The sequence below is a fragment of the Microbacterium sp. NPDC089320 genome, assembly GCF_040684875.1.
Classification (GTDB): Bacteria; Actinomycetota; Actinomycetes; order Actinomycetales; family Microbacteriaceae; genus Microbacterium.
In genome coordinates, this window is the sequence record NZ_JBFBGY010000005.1 from 371,676 (window position 1) to 397,949 (window position 26,274).

At 68.4% G+C, this 26,274-nt stretch carries 28 protein-coding genes; 11 read left to right on the top strand and 17 right to left on the bottom strand.

Annotated features, from left to right (window positions below; genetic code table 11):
• Positions 1-10 precede the first annotated feature (10 nt).
• Positions 11-1,429 (top strand): carboxylesterase family protein, encoded by a 1,419-nt coding sequence (locus tag AB0N61_RS15835; protein WP_363365303.1) that lies wholly within the window; start codon positions 11-13, stop codon positions 1,427-1,429.
• A 110-nt stretch (positions 1,430-1,539) separates the two neighbouring features.
• Here AB0N61_RS15835 and AB0N61_RS15840 read toward each other — a convergent pair whose 3' ends face one another.
• A complete protein-coding gene (locus tag AB0N61_RS15840) occupies positions 1,540-2,106 on the bottom strand; it encodes a dihydrofolate reductase family protein (protein WP_363365304.1) in 567 nt (188 codons plus the stop codon).
• A gap of 167 nt (positions 2,107-2,273) precedes the next feature.
• Between AB0N61_RS15840 and AB0N61_RS15845 the strand changes: the two genes are divergently transcribed.
• Positions 2,274-2,657: a VOC family protein gene (locus tag AB0N61_RS15845; RefSeq protein ID WP_363365306.1), complete on the top strand. Its 384-nt coding sequence runs from the start codon at positions 2,274-2,276 to the stop codon at positions 2,655-2,657.
• Here AB0N61_RS15845 and AB0N61_RS15850 read toward each other — a convergent pair.
• Both AB0N61_RS15850 and AB0N61_RS15855 read right to left on the bottom strand, forming a co-directional pair.
• Positions 2,648-3,193 carry a GNAT family N-acetyltransferase gene (locus AB0N61_RS15850; protein ID WP_363365307.1) on the bottom strand — a complete coding sequence of 182 codons (546 nt, stop codon included), beginning with the start codon at positions 3,191-3,193 and terminating at the stop codon, positions 2,648-2,650. The genes AB0N61_RS15845 and AB0N61_RS15850 overlap by 10 nt on opposite strands.
• A 9-nt stretch (positions 3,194-3,202) precedes the next feature.
• Positions 3,203-3,364, bottom strand: coding sequence for a hypothetical protein (locus AB0N61_RS15855; RefSeq protein ID WP_363365308.1), 162 nt, complete (start codon positions 3,362-3,364; stop codon positions 3,203-3,205).
• A gap of 275 nt (positions 3,365-3,639) precedes the next feature.
• Between AB0N61_RS15855 and AB0N61_RS15860 the strand changes: the two genes are divergently transcribed.
• Positions 3,640-4,632 (top strand): G5 domain-containing protein, encoded by a 993-nt coding sequence (locus AB0N61_RS15860; protein WP_363365309.1) that lies wholly within the window; start codon positions 3,640-3,642, stop codon positions 4,630-4,632.
• 11 nt (positions 4,633-4,643) lie between these two features.
• Here AB0N61_RS15860 and AB0N61_RS15865 read toward each other — a convergent pair whose 3' ends face one another.
• From AB0N61_RS15865 to AB0N61_RS15895, 7 genes are all read right to left on the bottom strand, one after another.
• The gene (locus AB0N61_RS15865; protein WP_363365311.1) at positions 4,644-5,129 is read right to left on the bottom strand and encodes a GNAT family N-acetyltransferase; all 486 of its coding nucleotides are present in this window, start codon (positions 5,127-5,129) and stop codon (positions 4,644-4,646) included.
• Between the two features lie 81 nt (positions 5,130-5,210).
• On the bottom strand, positions 5,211-6,272 hold the full coding sequence (gene gnd / locus AB0N61_RS15870) for a phosphogluconate dehydrogenase (NAD(+)-dependent, decarboxylating) (protein WP_363365312.1): 1,062 nt from the start codon (positions 6,270-6,272) through the stop codon (positions 5,211-5,213).
• Positions 6,273-6,362: 90 nt separating this feature from the next.
• A complete protein-coding gene (locus AB0N61_RS15875; RefSeq protein WP_363365314.1) occupies positions 6,363-7,433 on the bottom strand; it encodes a hypothetical protein in 1,071 nt (356 codons plus the stop codon).
• A complete protein-coding gene (locus tag AB0N61_RS15880; RefSeq protein ID WP_363365315.1) occupies positions 7,411-8,001 on the bottom strand; it encodes an ATP-binding cassette domain-containing protein in 591 nt (196 codons plus the stop codon). The genes AB0N61_RS15875 and AB0N61_RS15880 overlap by 23 nt, the downstream gene beginning before the upstream one ends.
• A gap of 53 nt (positions 8,002-8,054) precedes the next feature.
• A complete protein-coding gene (locus AB0N61_RS15885; protein WP_363365316.1) occupies positions 8,055-9,077 on the bottom strand; it encodes a hypothetical protein in 1,023 nt (340 codons plus the stop codon).
• Between the two features lie 56 nt (positions 9,078-9,133).
• Positions 9,134-9,652 (bottom strand): hypothetical protein, encoded by a 519-nt coding sequence (locus AB0N61_RS15890; RefSeq protein WP_363365318.1) that lies wholly within the window; start codon positions 9,650-9,652, stop codon positions 9,134-9,136.
• A gap of 95 nt (positions 9,653-9,747) precedes the next feature.
• Complete coding sequence (locus AB0N61_RS15895) at positions 9,748-10,185, bottom strand: hypothetical protein (protein WP_363365319.1); 438 nt, start codon at positions 10,183-10,185, stop codon at positions 9,748-9,750.
• 311 nt (positions 10,186-10,496) lie between these two features.
• Here AB0N61_RS15895 and AB0N61_RS15900 point away from each other — a divergent pair, with 311 nt between their 5' ends.
• On the top strand, positions 10,497-11,663 hold the full coding sequence (locus tag AB0N61_RS15900) for an aminotransferase class I/II-fold pyridoxal phosphate-dependent enzyme (protein WP_363365320.1): 1,167 nt from the start codon (positions 10,497-10,499) through the stop codon (positions 11,661-11,663).
• Positions 11,664-11,688: 25 nt separating this feature from the next.
• On the opposite strand, the gene AB0N61_RS15905 is transcribed toward AB0N61_RS15900, so the two are convergent.
• On the bottom strand, positions 11,689-12,591 hold the full coding sequence (locus tag AB0N61_RS15905) for a hypothetical protein (protein WP_363365321.1): 903 nt from the start codon (positions 12,589-12,591) through the stop codon (positions 11,689-11,691).
• Between the two features lie 284 nt (positions 12,592-12,875).
• On the opposite strand from AB0N61_RS15905, the gene AB0N61_RS15910 reads away from it, so the two are divergent.
• The 5 genes from AB0N61_RS15910 (at position 12,876) to AB0N61_RS15930 (ending at position 18,693) form a co-directional block, all read left to right on the top strand.
• A complete protein-coding gene (locus AB0N61_RS15910) occupies positions 12,876-14,216 on the top strand; it encodes a glycoside hydrolase family 125 protein (protein WP_363365323.1) in 1,341 nt (446 codons plus the stop codon).
• Positions 14,213-15,169: a sugar ABC transporter permease gene (locus AB0N61_RS15915; protein WP_363365324.1), complete on the top strand. Its 957-nt coding sequence runs from the start codon at positions 14,213-14,215 to the stop codon at positions 15,167-15,169. The genes AB0N61_RS15910 and AB0N61_RS15915 overlap by 4 nt, the downstream gene beginning before the upstream one ends.
• Positions 15,169-16,125 (top strand): carbohydrate ABC transporter permease, encoded by a 957-nt coding sequence (locus AB0N61_RS15920; protein ID WP_363365325.1) that lies wholly within the window; start codon positions 15,169-15,171, stop codon positions 16,123-16,125. Before AB0N61_RS15915 ends, AB0N61_RS15920 begins: the two co-directional genes overlap by 1 nt.
• 50 nt (positions 16,126-16,175) lie before the next feature.
• Entirely contained in the window at positions 16,176-17,429 is a 1,254-nt protein-coding gene (locus AB0N61_RS15925) for an ABC transporter substrate-binding protein (RefSeq protein ID WP_363365326.1), read from the top strand.
• A gap of 139 nt (positions 17,430-17,568) precedes the next feature.
• Complete coding sequence (locus AB0N61_RS15930; protein ID WP_363365327.1) at positions 17,569-18,693, top strand: glycoside hydrolase family 76 protein; 1,125 nt, start codon at positions 17,569-17,571, stop codon at positions 18,691-18,693.
• A 98-nt stretch (positions 18,694-18,791) separates the two neighbouring features.
• Here the strand turns inward: AB0N61_RS15930 and AB0N61_RS15935 are convergent, their stop codons facing one another.
• From AB0N61_RS15935 to AB0N61_RS15950, 4 genes are all read right to left on the bottom strand, one after another.
• Positions 18,792-19,910 carry a GntR family transcriptional regulator gene (locus AB0N61_RS15935; protein ID WP_363365328.1) on the bottom strand — a complete coding sequence of 373 codons (1,119 nt, stop codon included), beginning with the start codon at positions 19,908-19,910 and terminating at the stop codon, positions 18,792-18,794.
• A gap of 253 nt (positions 19,911-20,163) precedes the next feature.
• Positions 20,164-21,348 carry an aminotransferase class I/II-fold pyridoxal phosphate-dependent enzyme gene (locus AB0N61_RS15940; RefSeq protein ID WP_363365329.1) on the bottom strand — a complete coding sequence of 395 codons (1,185 nt, stop codon included), beginning with the start codon at positions 21,346-21,348 and terminating at the stop codon, positions 20,164-20,166.
• Positions 21,349-21,503: 155 nt separating this feature from the next.
• Positions 21,504-22,262: a 3-keto-5-aminohexanoate cleavage protein gene (locus tag AB0N61_RS15945; RefSeq protein ID WP_363365330.1), complete on the bottom strand. Its 759-nt coding sequence runs from the start codon at positions 22,260-22,262 to the stop codon at positions 21,504-21,506.
• Between the two features lie 5 nt (positions 22,263-22,267).
• Positions 22,268-22,495, bottom strand: a complete 228-nt coding sequence (locus tag AB0N61_RS15950) for a hypothetical protein (protein WP_167947230.1) — start codon at positions 22,493-22,495, stop codon at positions 22,268-22,270.
• A 216-nt stretch (positions 22,496-22,711) separates the two neighbouring features.
• Here AB0N61_RS15950 and AB0N61_RS15955 point away from each other — a divergent pair, with 216 nt between their 5' ends.
• Positions 22,712-24,229 carry a protein kinase gene (locus AB0N61_RS15955; protein WP_363365331.1) on the top strand — a complete coding sequence of 506 codons (1,518 nt, stop codon included), beginning with the start codon at positions 22,712-22,714 and terminating at the stop codon, positions 24,227-24,229.
• Between the two features lie 69 nt (positions 24,230-24,298).
• Here AB0N61_RS15955 and AB0N61_RS15960 read toward each other — a convergent pair whose 3' ends face one another.
• A complete protein-coding gene (locus AB0N61_RS15960; protein WP_363365332.1) occupies positions 24,299-24,763 on the bottom strand; it encodes a VOC family protein in 465 nt (154 codons plus the stop codon).
• A 101-nt stretch (positions 24,764-24,864) separates the two neighbouring features.
• On the opposite strand from AB0N61_RS15960, the gene AB0N61_RS15965 reads away from it, so the two are divergent.
• Positions 24,865-25,809, top strand: a complete 945-nt coding sequence (locus AB0N61_RS15965) for a WYL domain-containing protein (protein ID WP_363365334.1) — start codon at positions 24,865-24,867, stop codon at positions 25,807-25,809.
• 52 nt (positions 25,810-25,861) lie between these two features.
• Here the strand turns inward: AB0N61_RS15965 and AB0N61_RS15970 are convergent, their stop codons facing one another.
• Positions 25,862-26,272: a RidA family protein gene (locus AB0N61_RS15970; protein ID WP_167947236.1), complete on the bottom strand. Its 411-nt coding sequence runs from the start codon at positions 26,270-26,272 to the stop codon at positions 25,862-25,864.
• Positions 26,273-26,274 lie beyond the last annotated feature (2 nt).

A 26,274-nucleotide genomic window follows, 5' to 3' on the forward strand; every position in this document is an offset into this window, starting at 1 on the left:
TGCTGAGACGATGACGCAGCTGAACACCGTGGTGCGCACCGAGAGCGGAGACGTGCGGGGGGAGCGGCAGGGAGACCTGCACGTGTTCCGCGGCATCCCCTATGCGGCACCGCCGTTCGGAGCCCGCCGGTTCCTCGCGCCGGAGCCTCCCGAGACCTGGGACGGGATGCGCGACGCGACGCGGTCGAGTGCGGCAGCACCGCAGCCCGCGACCGCCCCGAGTGACCCCTGGGCGCCGATGTACGCGCCCACCACCACAGGCGAGGACTGTCTGGCACTGGACATCTGGACCCCGGAGCCCGGGGCGGCCGGCCTGCCGGTGGTCGTGCACATCCACGGCGGCGGCTACGTCTCGGGAGCCGGATCGCTCCCCCTCTATTCGGGTCGCTCGTTCGCGCGCGACGGCATCGTGCACGTGAGCATCAACTACCGGCTGGGCATCGACGGCTTCCTGTTCCTCGGCGAGGGGCACGACAACCTCGGGCTGCGCGACCAGATCGCCGCGCTCGAATGGGTGCAGCGCAACATTGCCGCGTTCGGCGGCGATCCGGCACGCGTCACGATCATGGGGCAGTCCGCCGGGGGCGTCAGCGTCTATACCCACCTGGCCATGCCTCGCTCTGCAGGTCTGTTCCACCAGGCCATCGCCCAGAGCGGGTCGACCATCGCATCGTTCGACGTCGCTGCGGCCGAGAGGCAGACCAGGCGGGTCGCGCGTTCTCTGCGGGTCGCGCCGACTGCCGACGCGATGCGGAGCGTGCCTGTCGAGCGCACGACGGCGGCGGCACAGCGACTCGCCACCCGATTCGCGATGCGGCTGCTGCGCGGCGACCCCGAACCGCTCATGATCACGCCGTTCCGCGCGGTGCACGGCACGGCGCTGCTGCCCGAGGCGCCGGCGGCCATCGCCGGGACGTCGACAGCCCGTCTTCTTGCAGGAACGGTGCAGAACGAGACAATCGGCTTCGTCCAGGCGCTCACGGCGATACCGCTCGTGCGCGCACTCGGGCGACGCGGCCTGCGCCGGGCCCTGCAGGTCGACGCAGCCACCCGGGCGAGGTACGCCGAGAGCGACCGCCGGCTGACAGACCCCGATCTCGTCAACGAGGCCGCGTGGACCGAGTGGAGCTTTCGCGGCCCCACGCGGCGATTCGTCGAGGAACGCCCCGGGCGGTCGTGGCTCTACGAGTTCCGGTGGCATGCGGCGGACGAGCCTGCGGGAGCCGCGCACGGCATCGACCTGCCCTTCAGCGCCGATGTGCTCGACACGATCGACCTTCTCGGCGACGACGCCCGCCGCTACTTCGCCGGGGCCCCACGCACGCTCGCCGACGAGATGCACGGCTCGTTCACGGCGTTCATCGCGACAGGCGACCCCGGATGGGCACCACATGAAGGAGGATCGCCGGTCGCCCGGATCTTCGAGTGAACGGCGGCGTCGGTCGTTGAGAGAAGACGACGACGTCGCCTGAGACGAAACGCGGTGAGCCGGACTCGTGACGTGGCGCGTTTCGTCTCGCTCGAGTCCGCCGGGCTCGCTCAGCGAACGGGGGCGGGGCGATAAGTCTGAGCGATGACCCCGGACCCGAACTCGCGGCGGTCGATGAGCTCTAGCCGTGTGAGCTCGCTCAGTCCGTCTAGGAGTCTCGGGCCGTGGCCGGCGATGATCGGATGCACGACGAACGTGTACTCGTCGATCAGCCCCTCGTTCGCCAGCGCGAGAGGCAGCGTCACACCTCCGACCGACAGTCCCTCCCCCGGCTGGGCCTTGAGCCCGCGCACCGCATCAACCAGGTCACCGCGCACCAGCTCGGCGTTCCAGTCGACCGACTCCAGCGTGGACGAGACGACGTGCTTAGGGATGCGGTCAAGGGCGTCCGCGAACGGGACCTCCCACTCGCTCATCCAATCGGGCCACACTCCGGACGCCGGGCGCCGCCACGCGCCCTGCATCATCTCGTAGGTCGTCCGACCGTAGATGACGGCATCCGCTCGTTCCATCACGACGGTCCAGAAGCCCATCAGCTCCTCGTCGGGAGCGACCCCCGCCTCGTGATGGACGCAGCCGTCGAGCGTGACGTTGATCGCGTAGCGCAGTGGTCTCATCTCGCCGATCTCCTTCGATGCGGGCGGTGCATCACGGATTCAGCGTACTTTCGGTGCGCGACGGTCGGAAGAGTGGCATCCGGCCCGGATCACCCAACGAACGACAGCCACATGCGCATCGCGCAAGCCCGTCGCCGTCGACTGGGCACCTGCCTACACTGACGCGCATGTTGAAGATTGTGTCGATCGTGATCCGTGTGAACGACCTGCGTGCTCAGTCGCGCTTCTGGCAGGCAGCGCTCGACTACGTCGAGCGCGACCCGGCATCCGACGACTGGGTCGTGCTGAAGCCGCGCGACGCGGATGCTCCCTGCATCGCCCTCGACGCCCAGCACTCCGAGCGTGTGCTGCCGCCGCGCATTCACCTCGACATCTACGCCGACGATCAGGATGCCGAGGTCCGCCGTCTCGCCGAACTCGGCGCCCGCGAGGTGCACTGGGACAACCGGCCCGACGATGCCGACTACGTCATCATGGAAGACCCGGAAGGGAACCGCTTCTGCATCGTCGATCGACCGGACTGGGTGGGGTGGAACAGCACTCAGGGCTGAGGCTCGTCCGATCGTCGAAATCGCGCCGCATCCGGGAAGGCCAGCCCCATCACCCGGCGCTCATCGCCATAGAAGCCGAGGGTCACCCATCCGGCCGACTCGTAGAGCCGCACACCGGCGTCGTCGGCATCGCCTGACGTCGACAGCAGTGCCCGCGCGTGCGGAAGGTCGGAGATCAGCGCGTCGTGCAGCTGCAGACCGATTCCCCTCCGTTGCGCGTCCGGGCGCACCGCCAACTCGACGAACTCGAAGTGTCCACCGATCCACTCGTCGAGCGCCGACCCCACCTCGCGGGACACGTGGTCGGACCAGTACTGTCCCCGTTCGCCCGTGTATCCCCAGGCGAAGCCCAGCATCCGTTCATCATCGCGGGCGGTGACGAGCCGATACCCGTCGCGGGCGCGGTGGCGATCCCACACGAAGGAGCGCCATTCGCGGGGGTCGGCCACGGGTCCGAACGCCTCGTTCCAGATGCTGAGCACATCCCCGTCGAGTCCCTCGGCACCCTCCCCCGAGTGGGTGGTGATCGAGATCATCGCCCCGGACTACGACCGGTTGGCGAAGCGCTGGTCGGCGCCGAGCGCCTCACGATGCGAGGTCAGCGCAGCGCGCACAGCCGTGTAGATCACCAACCACAGCACCAGCAGGCCGATGAGTGCCCCGGCGATGGAGAGCACGAGCGAGACGAGGAACGCTTCCGAGTACATGCGGCCAGAATACTGATGGCCCGCTCGAACGCCCCGGCGTAGTACTCGAGTCCCGTGCAGGAATCTGAGGAGGTGCCAGCCGTGAACGAATCGACGTCGGTGCTCCTCCGAGGAGTCACGGTCGGGCGCTAGGTCGTCCGGGAGCGCCGCATCTCTGCCGCACTCGGCAAGGCGACGGAATCGTTACTTGTACGCGGCGTCCAGTAACCGATATACAGGCAGAGGTGCTCTGGGGGCACCGGCGATTCGTCGCCTCATCGTCGAGGGGAACTCTCATGTCTCAGCCGCCTGCCGCCTGGCATCCCGACCCGGAAGACCCGCACCAGCTGCGCTGGTGGGACGGCCACCGCTGGACGGATGCCGTCGCTCCCTCGCCCGCCAAGGCGGCGACGACCCAGACGGCGACGACCGCGCCTCCGGCATCCGCTCCCGCTCCTGCATCCGCACCCGCTTCCGCGAAGCGAAGGGTCGGATGGCGCAACGCGGGCATCATCGTGGCTGCGCTCGTGGTCGGGGGTGTGCTCGCCCGACTGTCTCCGATCGCGATCCTTCTCGTCGCGACAGCCGTCGTCGGCGTCGCGCTCTACGTCATGATCGCTCGTCCCCTTCCCGCGCTGGGACTCCGCACGCGGATGTCGGGCGTCGTCGCCCTCGGCATGGCGGCGCTGCTGGTGACCGGCGGGGGCATCGCTAGCGCGAACAGCGGCAGCAGCCCGACGGCATCCGAGCCCCAGAGCTTCGCCGCGGTGGCGAGCTCGACTCCGACCCCGACGCCGACGCCGACTCCGACTCCGACCACCTTCGAGACCGCGACCGAAGAGGTGCCCGTGCCGTTCGAGGCGTCGACGGTCGACGACCCGCAGCTCGACCAGGGCGCCACGGCGCTCGTCGCGGCGGGTGTCAACGGCGTGAAGGTGATCACCTATCGCCTGACTCTGGTCGACGGCGTCGAGGTCTCGCGCGAGGTCGTCAGCGAAGCGATCTCGGTGCAGCCGGTCAACGAGATCACGGCGATCGGAAGCAAGGCCCCGACTCCGGTCTCTGTTCCCGTGGCCCCCGCACCCGCACCCGCGCCCGTGCCGCTCGTGCAGCAGGGCGGCGGCGGCTGTGACTCGAACTACACCGGAGCGTGCGTGCCGATCGCCAGCGATGTCGACTGCGCGGGCGGCAGCGGAGACGGACCCGCCTACGTGCAGGGACCGGTGCAGGTCGTGGGCTCGGACATCTACGACCTCGACCGCGACGGAGACGGGATCGCCTGCGACTGAGCGCGCTCAGGTCATCCAGTCGCGGCGCCCGCGTCGAGCGACCCGAGCGATCGGTAGAAGTAGAACGCCCGCTCACCGGAATCCGGGTCCACGCCGCTGAAGCCGTGCCGTTCGTAGAAGCGCATCGCGTCGGCATCCGATTCGTCGACGTTGATCTCGATCGTCGCGACGCCGAGTTCGCGACAGATCTCGACCATGTGGAGCAGGATCGCCGAACCGATGCCGGTGCCGCGCTGCGCCGGCGCGACATACATCTCGTCGAGCAGCGCGACCGGGCCGTCGGACCACACGTTCGAGCGCAGCGTCACCAGCGCGACCCCGACGGCCGGGTCGCCGCCGAGCACCGCGAAGGTCGAGGGCTCGGCGAGCAGCATGCCCAAGCGCTCGGCGAGCACCTCGGCCCCCGGCGTCTCGGTGTCGAACTCGGTGTTGAAAGCGTGCAGCATCTCGGCGACCTCGAGAGCATCCGCGGGGCGCGCCCGGCGGGTCTGGATCATGCGGATGCCCTTCCTCTCAGGGAGCGATGCGGCCCCGGTCATCACCGAGGCCGCACTCGACGAGCCCGAGCGGCGATGCGATCAGGCGTTGTCGGAATCCGCCTTGCGCGAGCCGGCCTCGAGCACATCGCCGGCCGGCAGCTCCTGGTGCCCGCCGAACTGCAGGCGCATCGCCGAGAGCACCTGGTTGGCGAAGTGGTCTTCGCCGCGCGAGGCGAAGCGCTCGAACAGCGATGCCGACAGCACAGGCACGGGCACGCCCACATCGACGGCGGCCTTGACCGTCCAGCGGCCCTCACCCGAGTCCGAGACCCGGCCGGCGAGACCATCGAGCGTCGGGTTGTCGGCGAGCGCGGCGGCGGTCAGGTCGAGCAGCCACGACGAGATCACCGACCCGCGCCGCCACAGCTCGGCGACCTTCGAGGTGTCGATGGGGAACTGGTAGTACTCCGGCTCTTCCAGCGGGGCGATCTCGGCCGAGTGCTCGGCCTCGCGCACCCCGGCATCCGCGTTGTGCAGCAGGTTGAGTCCCTCGGCGATCGACGCCATGATGCCGTATTCGATGCCGTTGTGCACCATCTTCACGAAGTGCCCCGCGCCCGACGGTCCGCAGTGCAGATAGCCCTGCTCCTCGGGGGTCAGGTCTCCCGTGCGGCCGGGGGTGCGCTCGATCTCGCCGACACCCGGAGCGATCGTCTTCAGCACCGGCTCGATGCGCTGCACGGCCTCATCGGGTCCGCCGACCATCAGGCAGTATCCGCGGTCGAGTCCGAAGACTCCGCCGCTCGTGCCGACGTCGACGTAGTGGATGCCGCGTTCGCGCAGAGCCTTCGCCCGGCGCACGTCGTCGCGGTAGTTCGAGTTGCCGCCGTCGATCAGGATGTCGCCCTCGTCGAGCACCTCGGCGACCTGGTCGGCGACCGCTCCGGTGAGTCCGGCGGGCACCATCATCCACACTGCCCGCGGCGCCTCGAGCTTCGACGCCAGATCGGCCATGCTGTCGGCGCCTGTGGCCCCCTCGGCGACCAGCGCCTGCACGGCATCCGTGTTGACGTCGTAGACCACGCATTCGTGCCCGTCGCGCATGAGGCGGCGCACGATGTTGGCGCCCATCCGGCCGAGTCCGATCATCGCCAGCTGCATGAGAATCCCTTCGTCACAGTCGGCCCGCGATGCCGCGAGCCGAGTCGGGGCAATCCTGGCACGGGTGCGGATGGTGCTCAATGGCGTGGCCTACCCTCGCCCTTTGAGGTAACGCGGCAGATCGATGCTCCACAGCAGCGGAGTCAGCGCCGCGATCCCCAGAGAAATCGTCGATGCGCACATCCCGGAAGTCGCGGCCAGCACGCTGAACGTCTGGGGCGTGAGACCGCCCGAAGAGAGGAGGAAGGAGACGCCGGCAACGAGCATCAGCAGCACAGCGGGAGTCGCCAGAAGCCAAGCTTCCAGCGCGAACATCACCGCTATGTCGGCCGCAGAGAAGCCGACGATCCTGTACAGCGCGAACTCGGGCCACCGGGGTCGCAGCGAGATGACCAGCATGCCCACGCAGGTCACGGCGACCGGCACCCAGCTCCACCGGGTGACGCGGCCCTCATACTGCGCCTGTGCGGCGGTCACCACGTCGGTCGAGACAAGGGAACGCACCCGGAGGTTGTCGACGGAACCGAACAGCGCAGGCACCATCTCTCGAACCCGGTCGAGGCTCCCCCGCCTGCTCTCGATCCAGCACTCCGCCACAGACGCGCCTGCCGCAGCAGGGGCGATCTCGAGCATCCATCGGTCGCGATCTCGCGTCCTCGCACCGGCCGGCAGCACCGCCCCCACCCGAAGACTTCGTCCATCGGTCAGACGCACCAGGCTTCCGGCGCCGACCCCGAGAGTGTCGGAGATCGCGCTGCCCGCGACCACGGCGTGCACGCTCAGTGACGTGGGAGCGACGACGCGCAGGTAGCCGGGGCTCACGGTCGCCAGCTGGAACGACGACGCCCCGCCATCGTCCAATCTCACAGCGACGACCGACCGCACGCTGCCGACCTCGAGCACGTCGCCCGACCTCGCCAGAGCCTCGCAGGGGCCGGAGGGAATCGGAGAGCCGTCCGCGTCGATCACCAGGACCTCGGATCCGGCCGCTACCTGCTGCGCGACAGTGGCCTCGAGGGAGCTCAGCGCGTGCACCTCGAGGAGCCCGGCCCCGAGGCTCAGCGCACCGATGGCAAGACCGGTCAGAACGGAGAGTGCGGGCCGGGCGACGATGGAGCGCACCGATTCGAGCACCAGCTCACCGAGCGCGACCGACCGCATAGTCGCCCCCTGATCGCAGGGTGATTTGCTGGTCGCAACGGTCTGCGAGCCAAGGATCGTGCGTGGCGACGAACACCAGCTTGTTTGCGTCGGCCGCCGCCCGCAGGGCCTCGTAGACCAGATTCGAGCTCGCTGCGTCGAGCTGCCCGGTCGGCTCGTCGGCGATCAGGATCGGTGCCGATGCAAGCAGTGAGCGAGCGATGGTGACGCGCTGCGTTTCGCCGCCCGAGAGCTCGCCGATAGGTGCGTCGGCCCGCGATGCCAACCCGAGCGCTGTCAGCACTGTTCTGGCCTCCGCCCGCGCCTGCCGCATGCTGTTCCCCTGTGCGAGCAACGCCACCGCGGCGTTGTCGAGCGCCGATCGCCCGACCAGCACGGGATTGCTTTGAATCACCCACGAGGTGCGCGGCTCCCCAGGCCCGGAAGTCGACCCCGATCCGGTCCAAACGATGCGCCCGTTCTGCGGCCGGCGAAGCCCGCCGATGAGGTCAAGCACCGTCGTTTTCCCGCATCCGCTGGGACCGACGAGTCCGATGATCCTGCTGGCCTCCGCCGTGAAGGACAGCATCTCGACCACCCAGGGGTCGGCTTCTGAGTACCGGAATCCGACCCGTTCGAACGCTAGGTGCACTGGCCGACATCGTTCTCGTCGGCAGGGTGGGTTAGCACCATTCCGCTATCGGGTAGCGTTCCTCCCACCCAGGCGACACCCGGAGGAGATCCGGCCAGCAGCTCGATCCCTCTCAGTTCGAAGTCACCCGCATCGCTCGCCGCAGTCAGGGCATCGGACTCGGCGAACATCAGACAGTGCCGACCATTCGGACCGACGAGGATGCTACTCGATGGCACCGCCCATCCCAGCATCGGTGCCTCGAGGCTGAGGGTCGCGGTCACGGTCTCCGGCGCGTCGGCGCCGAACTGCGCGGCGAAGGCCGCGAGCAGCGGCGGATCGACGAGGGGAATGCTTTGCACCGGGCTCGACGTCGCCCCTATCGTCAACTGCCACCTCTGCCCTGACAGGTCGGGGATCCGCACCCCCTCGGAAGGTCGAATGCCCGTGAGACGTGGCGGGAGGACGAACACCTCGTCGGTCGCGGGGCTCCCCACGCGGGGAACGCCGCCCCCGACCTGCACCTGCCCGGCGGGGATCCATACGATCCAGGTCGGATCGAATGCGGTGACCTCCCCGGCTGACGGCACACCGATGTCGCTCGCGAACTTACGGATACCGGACAGCACGCTGCGAGTCCAGGCCGATCCGCCCGTCGAGTATCCGAGCGACGTCAGGAAGGCGCTCACCGTCGACCTGGAGACCTCCCGACTGTCGGCGCCAACGGGCCCGAAGAGCGGCTTCTCGGCGCTGTAGGCCAGTCGACGCACCCCGTCCACCTCGACGACGGGCGTCCCGGTCGTGACAGCGTCTCCTTCTGCGACGAAGACGGCGGTGATGAGCCCTGACCACCCAGGGCTCATCACAGCGACCGGCTCTTCCCACGTCATATCGAGCCCGACCTGCTGCTCACCCACCAGCGACGACGTGTCGACGGGAATCCAGCTCGTCTCGGACGCGACCTCGGTCGCGTCCGAGCTCACCGTCGCCGCGGCGAGCGCGCCCAGCCCCAGACCGAGCAACGGAACCGCCATCAGCACGACCATGAAAAGGAGCTTCGTCCTCGCGCCGTGCCTGGCACCTGACCTAATCACCCGTCGCCCGACTCGTTCGAGTCACCATCGGTCTTGTTCGGGTCGGGCGCGACGGCGAAGAAGCCCGGGTACTTCTGCACGCACGGCTGGATCACTGACTGGTCGTCCAGCTCGGCCACTCGATCGGCCAGGTCGTCAAGCGTGAAGTCGTTGTCGACATCTATCCCGACTCCCCGCAGACACTTAGCCACCTCGGGGCGCAGGTCCTGCAGCTCTGCGGGCGAGAGCAGTTGCTGGTACGCCCACACCTTCCCCACATCCTGGAAGTATTTCGGCAGGCACTCCTCGGCGAGGGCGTTGATGCGCTCGAGATCCTCATCGTCCGCGGCGAACACCTGATAGTCGAAGGCCCTCTCGCCATTTCCCGTCTCGTAGATCTCCGAGGGGGTCGCGCCCGCGTCTTCTACGCATGTTCGATACGCGAGAAGGGATTGCTCATACTCGTCGGCAGAGACGACGCCGTCCTCGAGCAGCAGCTTCTGGTACTCGCTCGTCGATTCGACGAGCGAGTCCACATCGAGAGGCGGAGGCTGCTCGCTGCCACTGCAGCCCATGAGCACTAACATCGCAATCGCTGCGAGGGCGACGCAGCCTCCGCCTCTCGAACGGATCACGCCCAGACGCCAACCTGCGGGATGCCAGGAGCCCACGCGCCATCGTGATAGGACTGGCCTTTCACGGTCGTGCCGCTCTTCATTTTCACGTTGAGCCCGGTATAGCCTCCCGCGAAGCCGATCGGGATGCATCCGCTATTGATGCCGGTCGTCTGACTCCATGCGGACCCTGAGGACAGGGTTCCCCATGCCTTCGAACGGAACCCACAGTAGTTGAGCCAAGCTTCTCCGGAATGGCCGTGACTGGTGTCCCATCCGGTGACGGTGGTCGAAGCACCCGCGATGTGCAGATAGGTCGAACCGCCCAGACCATGAGAAGCGACGATGTTGGTTCCGCTCGCCTGTGCCGCTTGCCCTGTCGTCAACGAGACGACGAGCAGGGCCGAAGCGGCGAAGGCGCCCGCGAGCACTCGATTACGCCGGGATGATGTCATGTGATGTTCCCACTTCCTTGTCGATGAACACTTCCTCAACATGGCCATATGGAGGATGTAAGCACACATATGAGGACTATCCGATATACAGCGACGCCCGGGCTTCGGCAGTTCCCACGGGTGCGGATGGTGCTCAATGGGATTGCGCCGGGACCGGGTGCCGGCCCGGGTGCACGCTCGAATGACGGCTGCATGCCCGATCGGGCTGATTCGGCATGCAAGTGTCGTCGGAACCTGCGAACGACCGGGCCGGAACCGAGGGCGCAGCCGCAACCGGGCCCGCCAGCGTCGGCGGATGGAAGGATTGAGCCATGACTTCCCCCGCGTTCGACCTGATCACGCAAGACGACCTCCGCGCGGCGGGCAGCGTCAAATGGACGAACTTTCCCGACACCATCGGCGCATTCGTCGCCGAGATGGACTTCGGACTCGCCCCCGCGGTCAACAGCGCGGTGAAGGATGCCCTCGACCTCGGCGTCACCGGCTACCTGCCCGAGAAGCTCGCGAAGGATCTGTCTGAGGCGACGGCCCGCTGGTACTCCGAGTCGTACGGGTGGGAGATCCCCGCGGCGCGCGTGCACCACGTGCCCGACGTGATCGCCGCCTTCGAGCTGGCGATCGAGCACTTCACCACCCCCGGCTCGGCCGTGATCGTGCCGACTCCGGCCTACATGCCGTTCCTCATGGTGCCACCCATGCGCGACCGTCGCGTGATCGAGGTGCCGAGCATCGAGGTCGACGGACGCTGGACCATGGATCTGGATGCGGTCGCCCAGGCCTTCCGCGACGGTGGCGAGATGCTGGTGCTCTGCAACCCCCACAACCCGCTCGGCACCGTGGCGACCCGCGACGAGCTGCTCGCGATCGCCGACGTCGTGACCGCGGCAGGCGGCCGGGTCTTCGCCGACGAGATCCACGCGCCGATCGTCTACGCACCCGCCCAGCACATCCCCTACGCCTCGGTGTCGGATGCCGCGGCAGCCCACACGTTCACCGCGACCTCCGCGTCGAACGCCTGGAACCTCGCGGGGCTCAAGTGCGCGCAGGTGATCCTGTCGAACGACGCCGACGCCGAGCTCTGGGAGCGCCTCGGATTCTGGGCCGGACACGGCACCTCGACCCTCGGCGTCATCGCGAACACCGCCGCCTACACGGGCGGCCGCGAGTGGCTCGCCGACGTCGTGGAGTACCTCGACGGCAACCGGCGGATGCTGGCGCAGCTGGTCGACGAGAAGCTGCCCGGCGTGCGGATGATCGTGCCCGAAGGCAGCTACATCGCGCTGCTCGACTTCCGCGAGACCGGGCTCACGGGTGACCTCGGCGAGTGGTTCCGCGACAACGCGGGCGTCGCGATGACCGACGGCGCCGCGTGCGGGGTGGCCGCCATCGGATACACCCGCTTCGTCTTCGCGATGCCGCGTCCGGTGCTGGTCGAGGCGGTCGAGCGGATCGCCGCCGCCCTCGACGCGCGGGGCTGAGCGGCGCCGCGATCCCGGCCGGCAGTCAGTCGCGCGTGCGCCTCACCAGCATCCGCACGACCGTGCCGACGACCGCGATGACCAGCGCCGCGATCACCGGCATTATGCCGTCTTCATTGAGCAGAGCGGGAAAGATACCCACCCCCGCGGCGATCATCTCGGCGAAGTCGCCGAGAATCAGGCGATACCCGAGTGCGTACTGAATCGACATGAACGCGGCCGGCAGCGCCCACAGCGCGAGCAGCGACACAACCCAGACGAGGAGTCGCCACGCCGGGCGGATGCCGCACCATGCGAGCGCCAGACCGACCACGATCGCCGGCACCCACTGCACCACAGCGGGAAGGAACACCGGCGGGAAGACCTCGCCGGTGACGGCTAGGAACCAGCGCGCCACCCACTCGCCGAGCGGCACCGCGGCGAGCGCGACGCCGAACGCGGCGATGCCCGCGGATCGGTGCGATGTCATCCAGAACGCGAGCTGGGCCAACAGGGTCGCGGCGATCGCCCCGCCGAGCAGCCCGACGATGTAGATGACGGCGCGGGCGTCGGAGGTGAGGGCGAGGCCGCTCGCCGCCATGCCGAAGCTCTCGACGATCGCCACCGCGTGCACCGCCAGCACGCCGAGCCCGGCAGGCCACACCGCGAGCGCGCGACGACGCGACAGGATGCGCACCGCGAGACCGGCGAAGATTCCACCGAGCAGCACGATCGAGAAGAGCACGATGACGTAGTACTGACTGACCGGCAACAGGACGAGGGGCATCTCGTCGGGCATCGTCGCAACGACCCAGAGGTTCTGCAGCGGCAGACGAGCGCCGCCGAGGATCCACGGCAGAAGTCCGAGAACGCCGCCGCCGACCCCGAGGAGGAACGGAAGAAGGCGTGCGGGCGGCGTCGCCGCGCGAGCGGCGCTGTCGGCAGTCATGATTCACACGCTGGCACAGGATGCGCGCGGTGCGGTGAACGGCGGTCGGCCGTGTCGCGGGCCGGCGCCTCGGCGACAGGGCTCGGCTCGAGCCCCGACGAGCAGCCGCAGCGCCCATCACCGGATCATTACATATACTTATTGCCGGGCAGGAGGCCGCCCAATCGCACGACTCAGCCGACTTCTTGCATAACTAAACATATAAATAGATTTAATCTGGATTTCGGACTACACTCGGCGATGTCGCCCAGAGCGGGGCGACCTCAGGTTCACCGAGGAGCATCGTGGCTCAGACCCATTCGGACTTCATCCACTCCGTCGCACAGCGTGTGAGAGCGCGGACGGACGAGGCGACAGCGGCGATGTTCGAGCGCTGCTTCGAGAACACCCTCGGCACGACGTTGCGGGAGATGCCCGACGGCACCCTGTTCATGCTGACGGGCGACATCCCCGCGATGTGGTTGCGGGACTCGACCGCTCAGCTCGGTCCCTACCTGCACTTCGCGGCGGAAGACGAGACGATCAGCGACATGATCGCCGCGGTCTCGCGTCGGCAGATCGAGTACGTGCTGCTCGATCCGTATGCCAACGCCTTCAACGCCGAGCCCGACGGCAGCGGACACCAGAGCGACCTCACCGACCAGTCGCCGTGGATCTGGGAACGCAAGTACGAGGTCGACTCCCTCTGCTACCCGGTGCAGCTGGCGCATGACCTGTGGGCGACGACGGGTCGCACCGACCATCTCGGCGACTCGTTCGCCCGCGCCGCTCGCACGATCATCGAGCTGTGGCGCACCGAACAGGACCACGAAGCCCGGTCGACCTACCGCTTCGAGCGCTTCGACTGCCCCTCGACCGACACGCTTGTGCGAGGGGGCCGAGGCAGCGAGACGGCACCGACGGGCCTCACCTGGTCGGCGTTCCGCCCGAGTGACGACGCGTGCGAGTACGGCTACAACGTGCCGGGCAACATGTTCGCGGCGGTCGAGCTGGGGCACATCGACACCATCGCGACCGAGGTGCTGAACGACCCCGAGCTCGCGGCGAGCGCCCGCGACCTGCAAGCCGACATCGAGCGGGGCATCGCCGAGCACACGGTCGTCATCGCCCCCTCCGGCGACGACATCTACGCCTACGAGGTCGACGGCCGTGGCGGCATCCTTCTTCTCGACGACGCGAACGTGCCGAGCCTGCTCTCGCTGCCGCTGATCGGATGGTGCGCGACCGACGACCCGCTCTACCTCGCGACCCGCGCCTTCATCCTGAGCTCCGCCAACCCCACGTTCTTCACCGGCTCCCTCCCCTCGGGCACTGACTCGAGCGGACTCGGCAGCCCGCACACCCCCGTCGACCACGTCTGGCCGATCGGTCTCTGCATCGAAGCCCTCACCACCGACGACCGAGCCGAGAAGGAGCGCATCCTGCGGCTGCTTCTCGAGACGGATGCCGGCACCGGCCTCATGCACGAGTCGTTCCTCGTCACCGATCCGTCGGTGTTCACGCGGGAGTGGTTCTCGTGGGCGAACGCGATGTTCTGCGAGCTGGTGCTGGACATGACAGGGCTCCGCACGGTCGAGCGGAGCCCCGAGCGCCACCAGCCCCTGACCGAGGCGCGACCGGCATGAGCGCCACGATCACCGAGCAACCGGCATCCGAGCAGGACCACCGGCCCCCGGCATCCGCCCCTCGCACCGCTCGCAAGACACGCAACCCCAGCGCGAAGCAGATGACGTGGAACGCGTGGCTGTTCCTGCTCGTGCCCGGTGTGCTCTTCGTCGTCTTCATGGCGCTGCCGATCGTCATCGCGCTCGTGCTGAGCCTCACCGACTACGCGATCGTCGGCGACTTCGAGTGGCTCGGCATCCAGAACTATCTCGACATCGCGGTCGACCCGTTCTTCTGGATCGCCCTCCGCAACACCGCCTACTACACGCTGCTCTACGTGCCCGCCGGTCTGGTGGTCGCCCTCGGCACCGCGCTGCTGCTCAACCGCCGCCACCGCGCCGTGCGCCTGTTCCGCACGCTCTTCTACATTCCGGTCGTCGCCTCGACCGTCGCCACCGCGACGATCTGGTTCTGGATGCTGAACCCGCAGAACGGCCTGCTCAACGTGGCGCTCAGCTGGTTCGGGATCGACGGGCCGGCCTGGCTCTACGAGTCGCAGTGGGCGATGATCGCGATCGTCATGATGAGCGTGTGGGCCGGGTTCGGCGCCAACATGATCATCTTCCTCGGCGGTCTGCAGGGCGTGCCCGGCGAGCTGTACGAAGCCGCACGTCTCGACGGCGCGAACGCATGGCAGCAGTTCCGCTACGTCACGCTGCCGTCGCTGACCCGCACGACGTTCCTCGTGTCGACCCTGCTCATCATCGGCGCCTTCCAGGTCTTCGACCAGGCCTACGTGCTGACCAAGGGCGGGCCCGGCAACTCGACCGTGACGATGGTCTATTACATCTACAACAAGGGGTTCGGCGCGCTCGAGATGGGATACGCCTCGGCCCTGTCTTTCGTGCTCTTCCTGATCATCCTCGTGTTCTCGCTGCTGAACGCGAAGCTCAACAACCGGAAGGGCGTCTGATGACGAACACGCTCAGCGGTGGCCGTGCCATCGAGACCGCTCTGGCCGCCGGCACGCCCGTCGCGCCGCCCCTGCCCTCGCGCCGCCGCCCGACGACGCGCAAGCGTCTCGCCACACTCGGCTGGTACATCGGCGTCATCCTGATCAGCGTCGTCACCGTCGCCCCTCTCGTGTGGACGATCTCGACCTCGCTCAAGCCCGCCACGGAGATCCTCTCGGGCGCGCTCAACCTCATCCCGGCGAACCCCACGCTCGACAATTACCTGCAGGTGTTCGAGGAGGTGCCGTTCGGTCGCTATTTCGTGAACTCGCTCGTGCTCGGCATCGGCGGCGCTGCGACGAACATCTTCTTCGGCGCCCTCGGCGGCTACGCCCTCGCCAAGCTGCAGTTCAAGGGACGCGCGGCGGTCTTCGCGGTCTTCCTCTCGTCGCTCATGATCCCCGGCATCATCACCATGATCCCGTCGTTCCTGATCCTGCGCTCCATCCCGTTCGCGGGGGGCAACGACGTCTTCGGCCAGGGCGGACTCGGTCTGATCAACACGTACTGGGCCGTCATCATCCCCGGTGCCGCCGGAGCCTTCGCGGTCTTCTTCATGAAGCAGTTCTTCGAGACCCTGCCCGACGAACTCGGTGAAGCCGCCCGCATCGACGGCGCGAGCGAGTTCCGCATCTTCGCGATCATCTACTTCCCGCTCGCGAAGGCCGGACTCGCGGTGCTCGGCATCATCAGCTTCCAGGCCGGCTGGAACAACTTCCTGTGGCCGCTCATCGTGCTCAACAGCCAGGACATGATGACCGTCCAGGTCGGCCTCGCCTCGTTCGTCAACAACTACGAGACCGCCTACGGCCCCCTCATGGCCGGCACCGTGATCGCCAGCCTGCCCGTGCTGCTCGTGTTCCTCTTCGCGCAGCGCTACATCATCGAGGGCGTCGCGCACGTCGGCTCGAAGTGACCCCCCTGCTCTTTCCCCTCTGCATCACACCCACCACCAAGGAGATTTCGATGAAGAAGCACCTGAGAGTCCTGACCGTGTTCGCCACGGCATCCCTCGTCGTCACTGTCGCGGGCTGCGCGTCCGGCGGCGACGCGGGCGGCGCCGGAGACGGTCCCGAACCCGTCGTCATGTGGGGGTCGTGGTCGGGCGACCAGGTCGACCAGCTCGAGGCCCAGGCCGAGCGATTCAACGAGTCGCAGGACGACTACGAGGTCTCGTACGTGCCGCAGGAGCTGGTCGAGGAGAAGCTGCTGACCTCGCTCGCCGGCGGTCAGGTGCCCGACGTCGTGCTGTGGGACCGCTATCAGACCTCGCTCTACGCCCCCAAGGGAGCACTCGCCCCGATCGACGAGTTCATCGAAGAGGATGCCGTCGACACGAGCATCTTCTACCAGCCCGCGCTCGGTGAGATGGAGGTCGACGGCGAGCTCTACGGCCTGCCGCTGCTGGTCGACAACCGGTCGTTGCTGTTCAACCAGACGCTGCTGACGGATGCCGGAGTCACCGCGCCCACGAACTGGGACGAGCTGAAGACGGCGGCCGAGGCCCTCACAGTGAAGGAGGGCGGCAAGCTGACGCAGGCGGGCCTCGACCTCAGCGACCCCGGGCTGTTCAACATGTACCTCGCGCAGGCGGGCGGCCAGCTGCTCAACGACGACGAGACCAAGACGGCGTTCAACAGCCCCGAGGGCCTCGAGGTGCTGAACTTCTGGCAGAGCCTGCTGGACGCGGGCGTCTACGAGCAGGGCTTCGGCGACACCGGCGACTCGTTCGCCGAGAGCCGCACGGCCATGAAGCTCGACGGACCGTGGGCGCTGTCGACCCTCGACCAGGTCGACGGCCTCGAGTACGGCGTCGTGCAGCCGCCGGCCGGCCCGAACGGCGACCAGGGCGCGTACATGGGCGGCTTCGGACTCGTCATCCCCGAGGGCGCGAAGAACGCCGAAGGCGCCTGGGAGTTCATGAAGTGGTGGACGACCGAGGCCGAGAACGGTGTCGCGTTCGGTGAGATCTCGGGCTGGATCCCCGCCAACATCGAGGCAGCCAACGACCCGTACTTCACCGAGGACGAGCACTACGCCGCCTTCATCGAGACGATGAACTACGCGCAGACGCGCCCCAACGTGCAGGGCTTCTCTGACGTCGAGGGCAAGGCGCTCGTGCCCGCGCTCGAGCGATTCCTGTCGGGCGAGATCTCGGCCGAGCAGGCCCTGAAGGATGCCCAGGAGCAGGGCGACCAGCTGCTGGCGCAGAACCGCTGACCCGCGCTTCCTCCGTCCCTCCCCCTCTTTCGAATCGCGCACTGTGCAGAAATCCCGGCCCGGAAACTGCACAGTGCGCGATTCGAACGGGATGACTGACCGACTCACCGACCGACTCACCGACCCAGGAAAAGAACATATGACCAGCACGTCCCCGCAGATCTGGTCGGCCCGTGCCGACACCGCGCAGCAGAGCCTCGACCACTTCTTCGGTGCCTCCGGCATCCAGTTCCTCGCCAACAGCCACCCGCACGACCGCGGCAACACCGAGGTGTTCAACTACTGGTGGTTGGCCCATGTGATCGACGCCCGGGTGGATGCCTGGGTGCGCACCGGGGACTCCACGTGGATCGAGCAGGCGATCGCCGCCCGCGACAACATCGTCGAACGCAACGGGGGTGAGCTCTTCAACGACTACTTCGACGACATGCTGTGGTTCGCCCTCGCGCTCGAGAGGGTGCACCGCGCGACCGACGAGCAGCAGTACCTCGATGAGGCGATCGCCATCTGGGACCACGTCATCGCCGAAGGATGGAACGAGACGCTCGGGTGGAGCCTGGCCTGGCGCAAGCAACAGCTCGCGTACAAGAACACTCCCGCGAACGGTCCGCTCGTGATCCTCGGGGTGAGGCTGAGTCGCCTCGACGCGTCCCGCGACTACCTGGCGTATGCGCGGCGGGCGTTCGACTGGCTCACCGCGAACCTCGTCGGCGACGACGGCTTCGTCGAAGACGGCATCAACCGGGAGGGTGACGGTGCGGTCGACACGCAGTGGCGCTTCACCTACAACCAGGGGCTGTACGTCGGAGCCGCGGTCGAGCTGTACGGAGCGACCGGCGATGAGGCCTATCTGCAGCGCGCCGTGCAGACGGCGACCACCGCCGTGCGCGAGCTCAGCGACGGAACGGTCTTCCCCGACGAGGGAGACGGCGGCGACGAAGGCCTCTTCAAGGGCGTCTTCTACCGCTACCTCGGCGAGCTGCTCGCGGTGCTCGCAGGGCGGGAGTCGTATGCCGACGAGAGGGACGAGCTCGAGCGGTTCCTGCGTGCAGGCACCGATGCTCTGTGGCAGAACGGCCTCATCGACGGGCACCTGCGGCCGGGCAACGACTGGTCGCAGCCGCCGGTCGAGTGGATCCCCTACTCCACGATGGTCAGCGCCATCTTCGCCGTCGAGCAGCGGGCGCGACTCGAAGCCCGCGACACCGGGGTCGCCGCGGGCGTCGGTGCGGGAGCGGAGGCGCCGGTGCGCGCGGGCCGCTGACGGCATCCGTACCGCCATCTGCTCAGAGATCCGCCCGTGGGCTTCGGCCCGCGGGCGGATCTCTGCGCTGGGGTGGGCGGCGTGCGGACCCGCCGGGGTCAGGCGCGCGGAGCTGCCGACGACGCACCGATCACGAGCTCGGTGGGCAGCACGACCTTCTCGATCTCGCTCGGCGCGATGATCTGGCGCCGCACCGACTCGACGGCCTTCTCGCCCAGCGTGCGCTGTTCCTGACGGATGTGCGTGTAACGGAACAGCCGGGTGTCGAACGTCGCGTCGGGGTGGTCGAAGCAGACGATCGAGATGTCGGTCGGCACCTCGAGACCGATCCGATGGCAGGCCTCCCGCAGCATCAGGGCGATGTTGTACTCCGCCGCCACGTATCCTGTGATGTCCGGATGCTGCTCGACGAACTCCACCAGCCGCGCGATGTCCTGCTCGACGGTGTCGGCGCTTCCGGGCACGGTCGATCCGATCGTGCGCAGCTCGGCACTGTTCTCGAGCGGCAAGTGGTTCGAGGCGTGCGCGTGGATGTAGCCGTTGCGCCGATCGTCGCTGGACGAGACGTGGCTGGTCGAGCTCACGAATCCGATGGTCTTGTGACCGAGGTCGAGCAGGTGCTCGGTGGCGGCGCGCCCCCCGGAAAGGTTGTCGGAGCACACCGCCGACACAGGGATGCCGTCGAACAGCCGGTCGAGGATGACGACGGGGAACTTCTTCGCAACCAGTTCCAGGGCGGCCGGAGGGATGTACTCCGACGAGCTGGGGAGCAGGATCAGCCCCTCGACTCCCGCACCGACGAGCGCGCGGATGCAGGCGTCCTCCTCCGCGAGGTCGCCGCCCGAGCGCTTGAACACGACGTGCGCGTCGGCCCCCGTCGCGGCGAGGATCCCCTCGATCACCTTGTTGCCGAACGTGTCGTCGAAGCTGGTGATGACACACCCGATGAGCGACGGCACGCGGTCCGCATCGTTCTGTGTCCGAGCGGGCGCCTGCGGCGTCGCCGTCGGGGTCGCGCTCGTGACCACCGTGCCGATGCGGGGGCGGCGCATGATCATGCCATCGCCGCGCAGCAGCTCGAGGGCTCGCTTCACCGTGATCGGGCTCACGTCGAACCGGCTGGAGAGCTCGGCCTCGGAAGGCAGTCGGTCACCGACCGCGTACTCCCCCTGCGAGATCGACTCGCGCAACGCTTCGTACACCCGCTTGTAGAGCACGCCGATCCGTTCGTGTCAGCCAATAGTTATATTTAATCTACAGGCTGCAGGGCACGATTGTCTCTCCCGATCGCTGCGCGGACGAGCGGATGCGGCCCCGAGCCGACGCGAGCGGGGTCAGTTGCGCACCGCAAGTCGGCATTTCGGATGCGCAAGTGGCCCCGCATCCGCCGGAAGCTGCAGAAGTGGCCCCGCATCCGCCGGAAGCTGCGCAAGTGGCCCCGCAGGGCGCGACGGGTTCGACGGATACGCGTCAGCGCGACCGGACGGCATCCCCCATGGCCGCGAACGCCTGGGCGAGGATGGGCCGAGGCGTGGCGAACACCACCCGCACGAAGTTCTCGTAGCCTCGACCGAGCAGCGCTCCCTCGGTCAGCACGACGCCTGCCCGCTCGCGGAAGAACGCGGCCGGAGGGCCCGGGATCTCGAGCGCGGACGTGTCGATCCAGCCGATGTAGGTCGCCTCCGGCTCGCGATACACCGCGCCGGGGAGGTGCTCGGCGACGAGGTCACCGACGAGGTGCCGCGACTCCGAGAGATACCCCAGCACCCCGTCGAGCCACGGCTTCCCCTCGCGATAGGCCGCGGTCGATGCGACGACGCCCAGTGTGGCGGCACCGTGCTGCACCGAGAACCCGAATCGGCGGTAGAGAGCCTGGTCGGCGTCGTTCGACGTGATCAGCTGCGCGGTCTTGAGCCCGGGGATGTTCCACGCCTTCGACGCACTCGTGCCCGTGACGGTGTGCGCGGCCGTCGCCTCCGAGATCGCGGCGTAGGGGATGAACGGCCGACCGTCGTACCGCAGCGGCGCGTGGATCTCGTCGGCGAAGACGCGACCGCCGTGACGTTCGACGATCTCGGCGAGGGCTTCCAACTCCGAGCGCTCGACCACGGTGCCGGTCGGGTTGTGCGGGTTGCACAGCACCAGGGTGCGGGCACCCGCGGCGAAGGCCTCGTCGATGCGCTGCAGGTCGTGATGCCAGCGTCCGTCGACCTCGACGCCGGGCACCTCGATCACCGGATGCCCGATGGTCGGCAGATATGTCAGAAACGGCATATACGCGGGAGTCGGCACGATGACCGGCGACCCGAGGGGCGCATACTCCTCGACCGCGACGCGCAGCGCGGCCATGACGTCAGACACCGGATGCACTCGCTCGGGGTCGACCTCCCAGGCGTACTCGCGCTGCATCCACGCGGCAGTCGCCTCGCCGAGCCGGGCGGCCAGCGGCGGCGACAGATATCCGAGGTTCTCCTCGTCGATCGCGCGGTGCATGGCATCCGCGATCACCGGAGCGACACCGAAATCCATCTCGGCGACCCAGGCGCCGATGTGTCCGGGGTGCAGACTCCACTTGCGGCTCTCGGGCCGGTCGAGATCGATCCTCGTGCGGGAGTCGAACGGATGCGGGTCGGTGTGCGCGCGGTGGTCGGTCATGGCGTGCGTCGCTCAGCGCACGAGCCGACATCGAGCGGCACCAGGGGTGCGAGCGGTCTGAGTCTCGGACACGCGTACTCCTTCACAACGGGAGCTTCCACACTAAGGAAGCGATGCATCGGTCGCGAGTCACGTGACGGCGGGTGACGACCGGGTCAGGCGGTGGGTCCGGTGTGCGCGGATGCGACGGCGGCGCGCACCAGCGCGGCGTTGTCAGGGGCCGTGCGTCCGTCCGGCAGCACCAGTGTGTCTTCGAGCCCGATGCGCGAGTCGAGGCCGAGCTCGACAGCCAGAGAGAACGCGGGCCACGCCGACCGCTGCTCGCCGTGCAGCAGGATCGGCACGTCGGGATCGGCGAGACGCACGTGTGCGATCAGTCCTTCGGCGTGCGGCGCCACCGCGTCGGCTGCCTCATCGGGCAGTTCGACGAGCACTCGCCATGTCTCGCTGCGCACGGGTGAACGCTGCCATGCATCGAGCCCGGTGGCATCCCAGATGCCCGCCTCGACGCGCACGCCGCGCGCGACCAGCTGCGCCGCGACCTGGTCGGCCCCTGCTTCGTGCCAGTTCACGGAGACGACGTCGGGCAGAGCGGTCCACTCGCGGATCGCTCGGACACGGCGCTCGACGTCAGGCTCGATCCAGGCGCCGGTCGTCACCCCGATCGGCACTTCAGGGCAGGCCGCTCGCAGCGCGCGTAGCCATCGCTCGACGTCTGCGGCCCGCAGGCTGTCGACCCCGTGCGCATCCTTCGGGTGCACATGGATCTCACCTGCTCCCATCGCCACGGCACGCGCCGCGTCGGCACCGGCGAGTGTCGCATCTGCAGTGAGGGCAGGATGCTGCTCGGCAGATCGCGCGCCGTTGAGGCACGCCTGCACCAGCATCGGCCCGTGTCGGTCGTCGCGCGGCACGGCGCTCAGTTCATGAGATCGCGCGGGTGCCAGTCGTAGAGGTTGCCCGTGCCGGAAGGACCCTCTTCGACGCGCACGGTGTGCAGAACCTGACGCGCGGTCGCCGCGCCGCGACCCACCCGGACCGCCTCGTCTTCGGTCTCGAAACCGGAGCCCAGGGTGCGGGACTCGCCGATGATGCGGTTGAACCAGATGCCGTCTCGCTGGAACGTCTCGATATCGCCTACGGCCATGACTCGTCCTTTCGATCTGCATCCTTTTGTATCCCGGACCGTCGACACCAGGAGAGGGCCTTGACAGCATCCTTCGCGCTCGTCCGACCACTCCGTGCTCCATCCGTCTGAATACACCCACCATTTCGGCCGCACGTCAACCCCTATGACGCGCGCGTCGTGGCCCGGTTACTGTCGTCGGGTGCATGACCCGGATGCACCTGCGAGGAGCAACTGATGACGCTGGAAGTGATGTCGCCGACCGCGGCACTGCTCGACGGACGATATGTGCTGCACGACCGCGTGGGGCAAGGCGGCATGGCGACCGTCTACCGCGCCGAGGACTCCCATCTCGGGCGCACTGTCGCGATCAAGATGATCCACCAGGGCAACGGCCCAGTGGAGTCGATCGAGCGTGCGCACACCGAGAAGGCTCTGCTCGCCTCGCTGAGCCACGCGTCGCTCGTCACGCTGTACGACGCCCAACTCACGCCGGGACGACCGCAGTATCTGGTGATGGAGTTCGTCGACGGCCCGACCCTCGCCGCGCGCATGGCCGCCGGCCCGCTGCCCCCGCGCGATGTCGCGCGTATCGTGCGCGACCTCGCCGAAGGACTCACCGCCGTGCATGCCGCCGGCATCGTGCACCGCGACGTCAAACCGTCGAACGTGCTGCTGGCCCAGGGCCGCACCGGTCGACCCGACGCGGCGAAGCTCGCGGACTTCGGCATCGCCTGCTCGATCGAGAACACCCGACTCACGACCCCGGGAATCGTGCTGGGCACCCTCACCTATATGGCGCCCGAGCAGCTGCGCGACGCCGACCCCGGCACGCCGGTCGACATCTTCGCGCTGGGACTCGTCGCGATCGAGGCTCTGAGCGGAGAGCCCGGATACTCCTCTCTCGCCTCCGGGCGGGCGGCGGCGATCGCGAGGCTCATGCATCCGCCGACGATCTCCGAGACCGTCCCCGACGAGTGGCGCGATCTGCTCACCCGCATGACGCGTCTCGAGCCCGAAGAGCGGCCGACAGCCGTCGAGGTGGCACGAACCGCCCGTCGCCTGCTGCGCGACTACGCCGCAGACGTCGGTGGCTCGGCCGTGGCGGCGGCCGCAGCATCCATCGTCGCGGCGGCCGGGCCCGACCCGGCAGCGGACCCGACGACCGCGGCGGACCCCGTCGTCGCATTCTCGGACACCGCGGACGTGGCGGCGGTGTCGCCGGATGCGCCGGTGCCACAGGTCGAGTCGCCGGACGAGCCGCAGGCCGTGCCGACCGCAGTGACCACCGCGCTTCCGGCGAGCGACAGCCCCTCTCTGCGCGTCCGCGATCGGACACGCCCGCGTGCTCGTCAGCGCAACCGCGTGATCGTCGGCGCCGCGGGACTGGTGGCGACCGGAGCGCTCGCCGTCGGGCTGGCGGCCTTCACCGCACCCTCGGCCGTCGTGCTCTCGCGCACCGCGGCCGAGTCGGTCGTCCGCACCCCGGCCGCGCCTGCGGCAGCCGTCGACACTCCCCCCGCGGAGGTGCCCGCGGCTCCCGTCGAGGTCGTCTCCGATGCAGGAGACTCCGGGAACAACGGGAACGGGAACAACGGGAACGGGAACGGGAACAACGGGAACTCCGGCAACAACGGGAACTCCGGCAACAACGGGAACGGGAACAACGGGAACGGGAACGGGAACAACGGGAACGGGAACAACGGGAACGGGAACGGCAACAACGGCAACTCGGGCAAGGGCGGCAAGGGCTAGGCCCGAGAACGGCCTCCTCCGGTCCTAGAGGGACTGACGCTCGGTCATCCGTGGCGAACGATCTCCGCGTCAGCCTGCATACGCGACTCGCACATCGAGCACCCAGGTCACGCCGAAGCGGTCGGTCAGCATGCCGAATCCGGGCGACCACGACGATGCCGCGAGCGGCTCGACGATCGCGGCGCCTTCTGCGAGGGCATTCCAGTACCCGGCGAGCTCGTCGAGCGAGTCGGCGCGCAGCGACTGGAAGAACGGACGGTCGGTGATGGTCATGCCGTTCTGACGTGAGGTCGTGCCCGACGTCGCACGGAGGTCTTCGTCCGCTCCGGGGATGTCATAGGCCATGAGACGGATGCCGTCAGGGTTCTCGACCTGACCGAACACGACCTTGTCGGCGCCGGGCACCCCGGCCGGCATGCCGAAGTCGGCGTAGGTGGCCAGCGTCACGTCGCCGCCGAAGACGGATCCGTAGAACTCGAGCGCCTGACGGGCCGTGCCGCGGAAGTTCAGGTGAGTGGTGGTGGTGATGGACATGGTGACTCCTCGTTCGTCGTGAGCGGCGGTGCGCCGTCGAGATCCACACTCACAGCAGAAGAGGTCAGTTTCGGTCCTCTACGTGACGCAGAATGGACGTCATGACCGGCAGCTCCTCGCGCATGCTCGCGCTGCTCTCCCTGCTGCAGACGCCTCGCGACTGGCCGGGGCTGGTGCTCGCCGACCGCCTCGACGTCACGCCCCGCACGGTGCGGCGCGACATCGACCGTCTGCGCGAGCTCGGATACCGCATCAGCGGAATCAAAGGACCGGATGGCGGCTACCGCCTCGCTGCCGGTTCCGAGCTGCCGCCCCTGCTCTTCGACGACGAGCAGGCGGTCGCGATCGCCGTCGCGCTGCAGAGCGTGCCGGCAACCGGGATCGACATCGACGAGGGCGCCGCCCGGGCTCTCGCCACCGTGCGGCAGGTGATGCCGTCACGCCTGCGACACCGCGTCGACGGCATCCGCTTCACGGGCGTCGAGAACGAGACGCGCGTCGACCCCGCGGTGCTCGAGGCCGTGAGCGGTGCGGCGCGAGACCGCCGCGTGCTGCGCTTCGACTACGGGGAGAATCACGACCGCCCCGCTCGACGCACCGAACCGCACGCCGTCGTCGCGCGCGAGGGCCGCTGGTATCTGCTCGCCTGGGATCTCGACGCCGGCGACTGGCGCACCTTCCGCCTCGACCGGGCGACCCCGCGCATCCCGACCGGGCCGACCTTCACCCCGCGCGAGCTGCCGGCCGCAGATGCACAGACGTACCTCGCCGCGCGGGCGAAGGGATCGGATGCCGAAGACCGCTGGCCCTGCATCGGCGAGCTCACTCTCGAGCTCCCCGCCCACGAGGTCGCGCAGTGGATCGGTCGCGACGGCACGGTCGAGCCGGTCGACGCCCGGTCGTGCCGCGTGACCGTCGGATCGTGGTCGTGGGTCGGCATCCTCGCCTCGATCGCCCGCTTCGACGCGCCGTTCACCGTCGTGGGTCCGCCGGCCCTGGCGCAGGCCGCCGAATCCCTCGCCGCGCGCTTCGGCGCCGCATCCTGAACTCCCGGACCTCATGCCGTGACTGCGGAGGGTCAGGGGAAGGCGGGCGCCCTCACAGATCGATCCGCACGCGCTGTGCCGACCCGGCTCCGCGATACGCCGTCACCTCGATCTCGGCCTTGTACTCGCCGGCCAGCGGGCTGCGCGTCATGGTGAGCGCCGGGTCGATGCCGCGGAACGCTTCGCCGAGCACCTCCGTCGCCTCGTCGACATGCGACTCGTCGGGCACGAACACCTGGATGCGTACGACGTCGGCGAGCGAGGCGTCCACGGCGGCGAGCGCCCGCTCGACCGTGGCGATCGCGAGACGCAGCTGCTCGGCTGCCGTATCGGGGAGGGTCCTCGTCTCGTAATCGATGCCGGCGGTGTTCGAGACGAAGATCCAGTCGCCGATCGCGACCGCCCGCGAGTAGCTCGCGATGGTCTCGAACTTGCTTCCGCTCTTCACACTGGTGATCAACATCG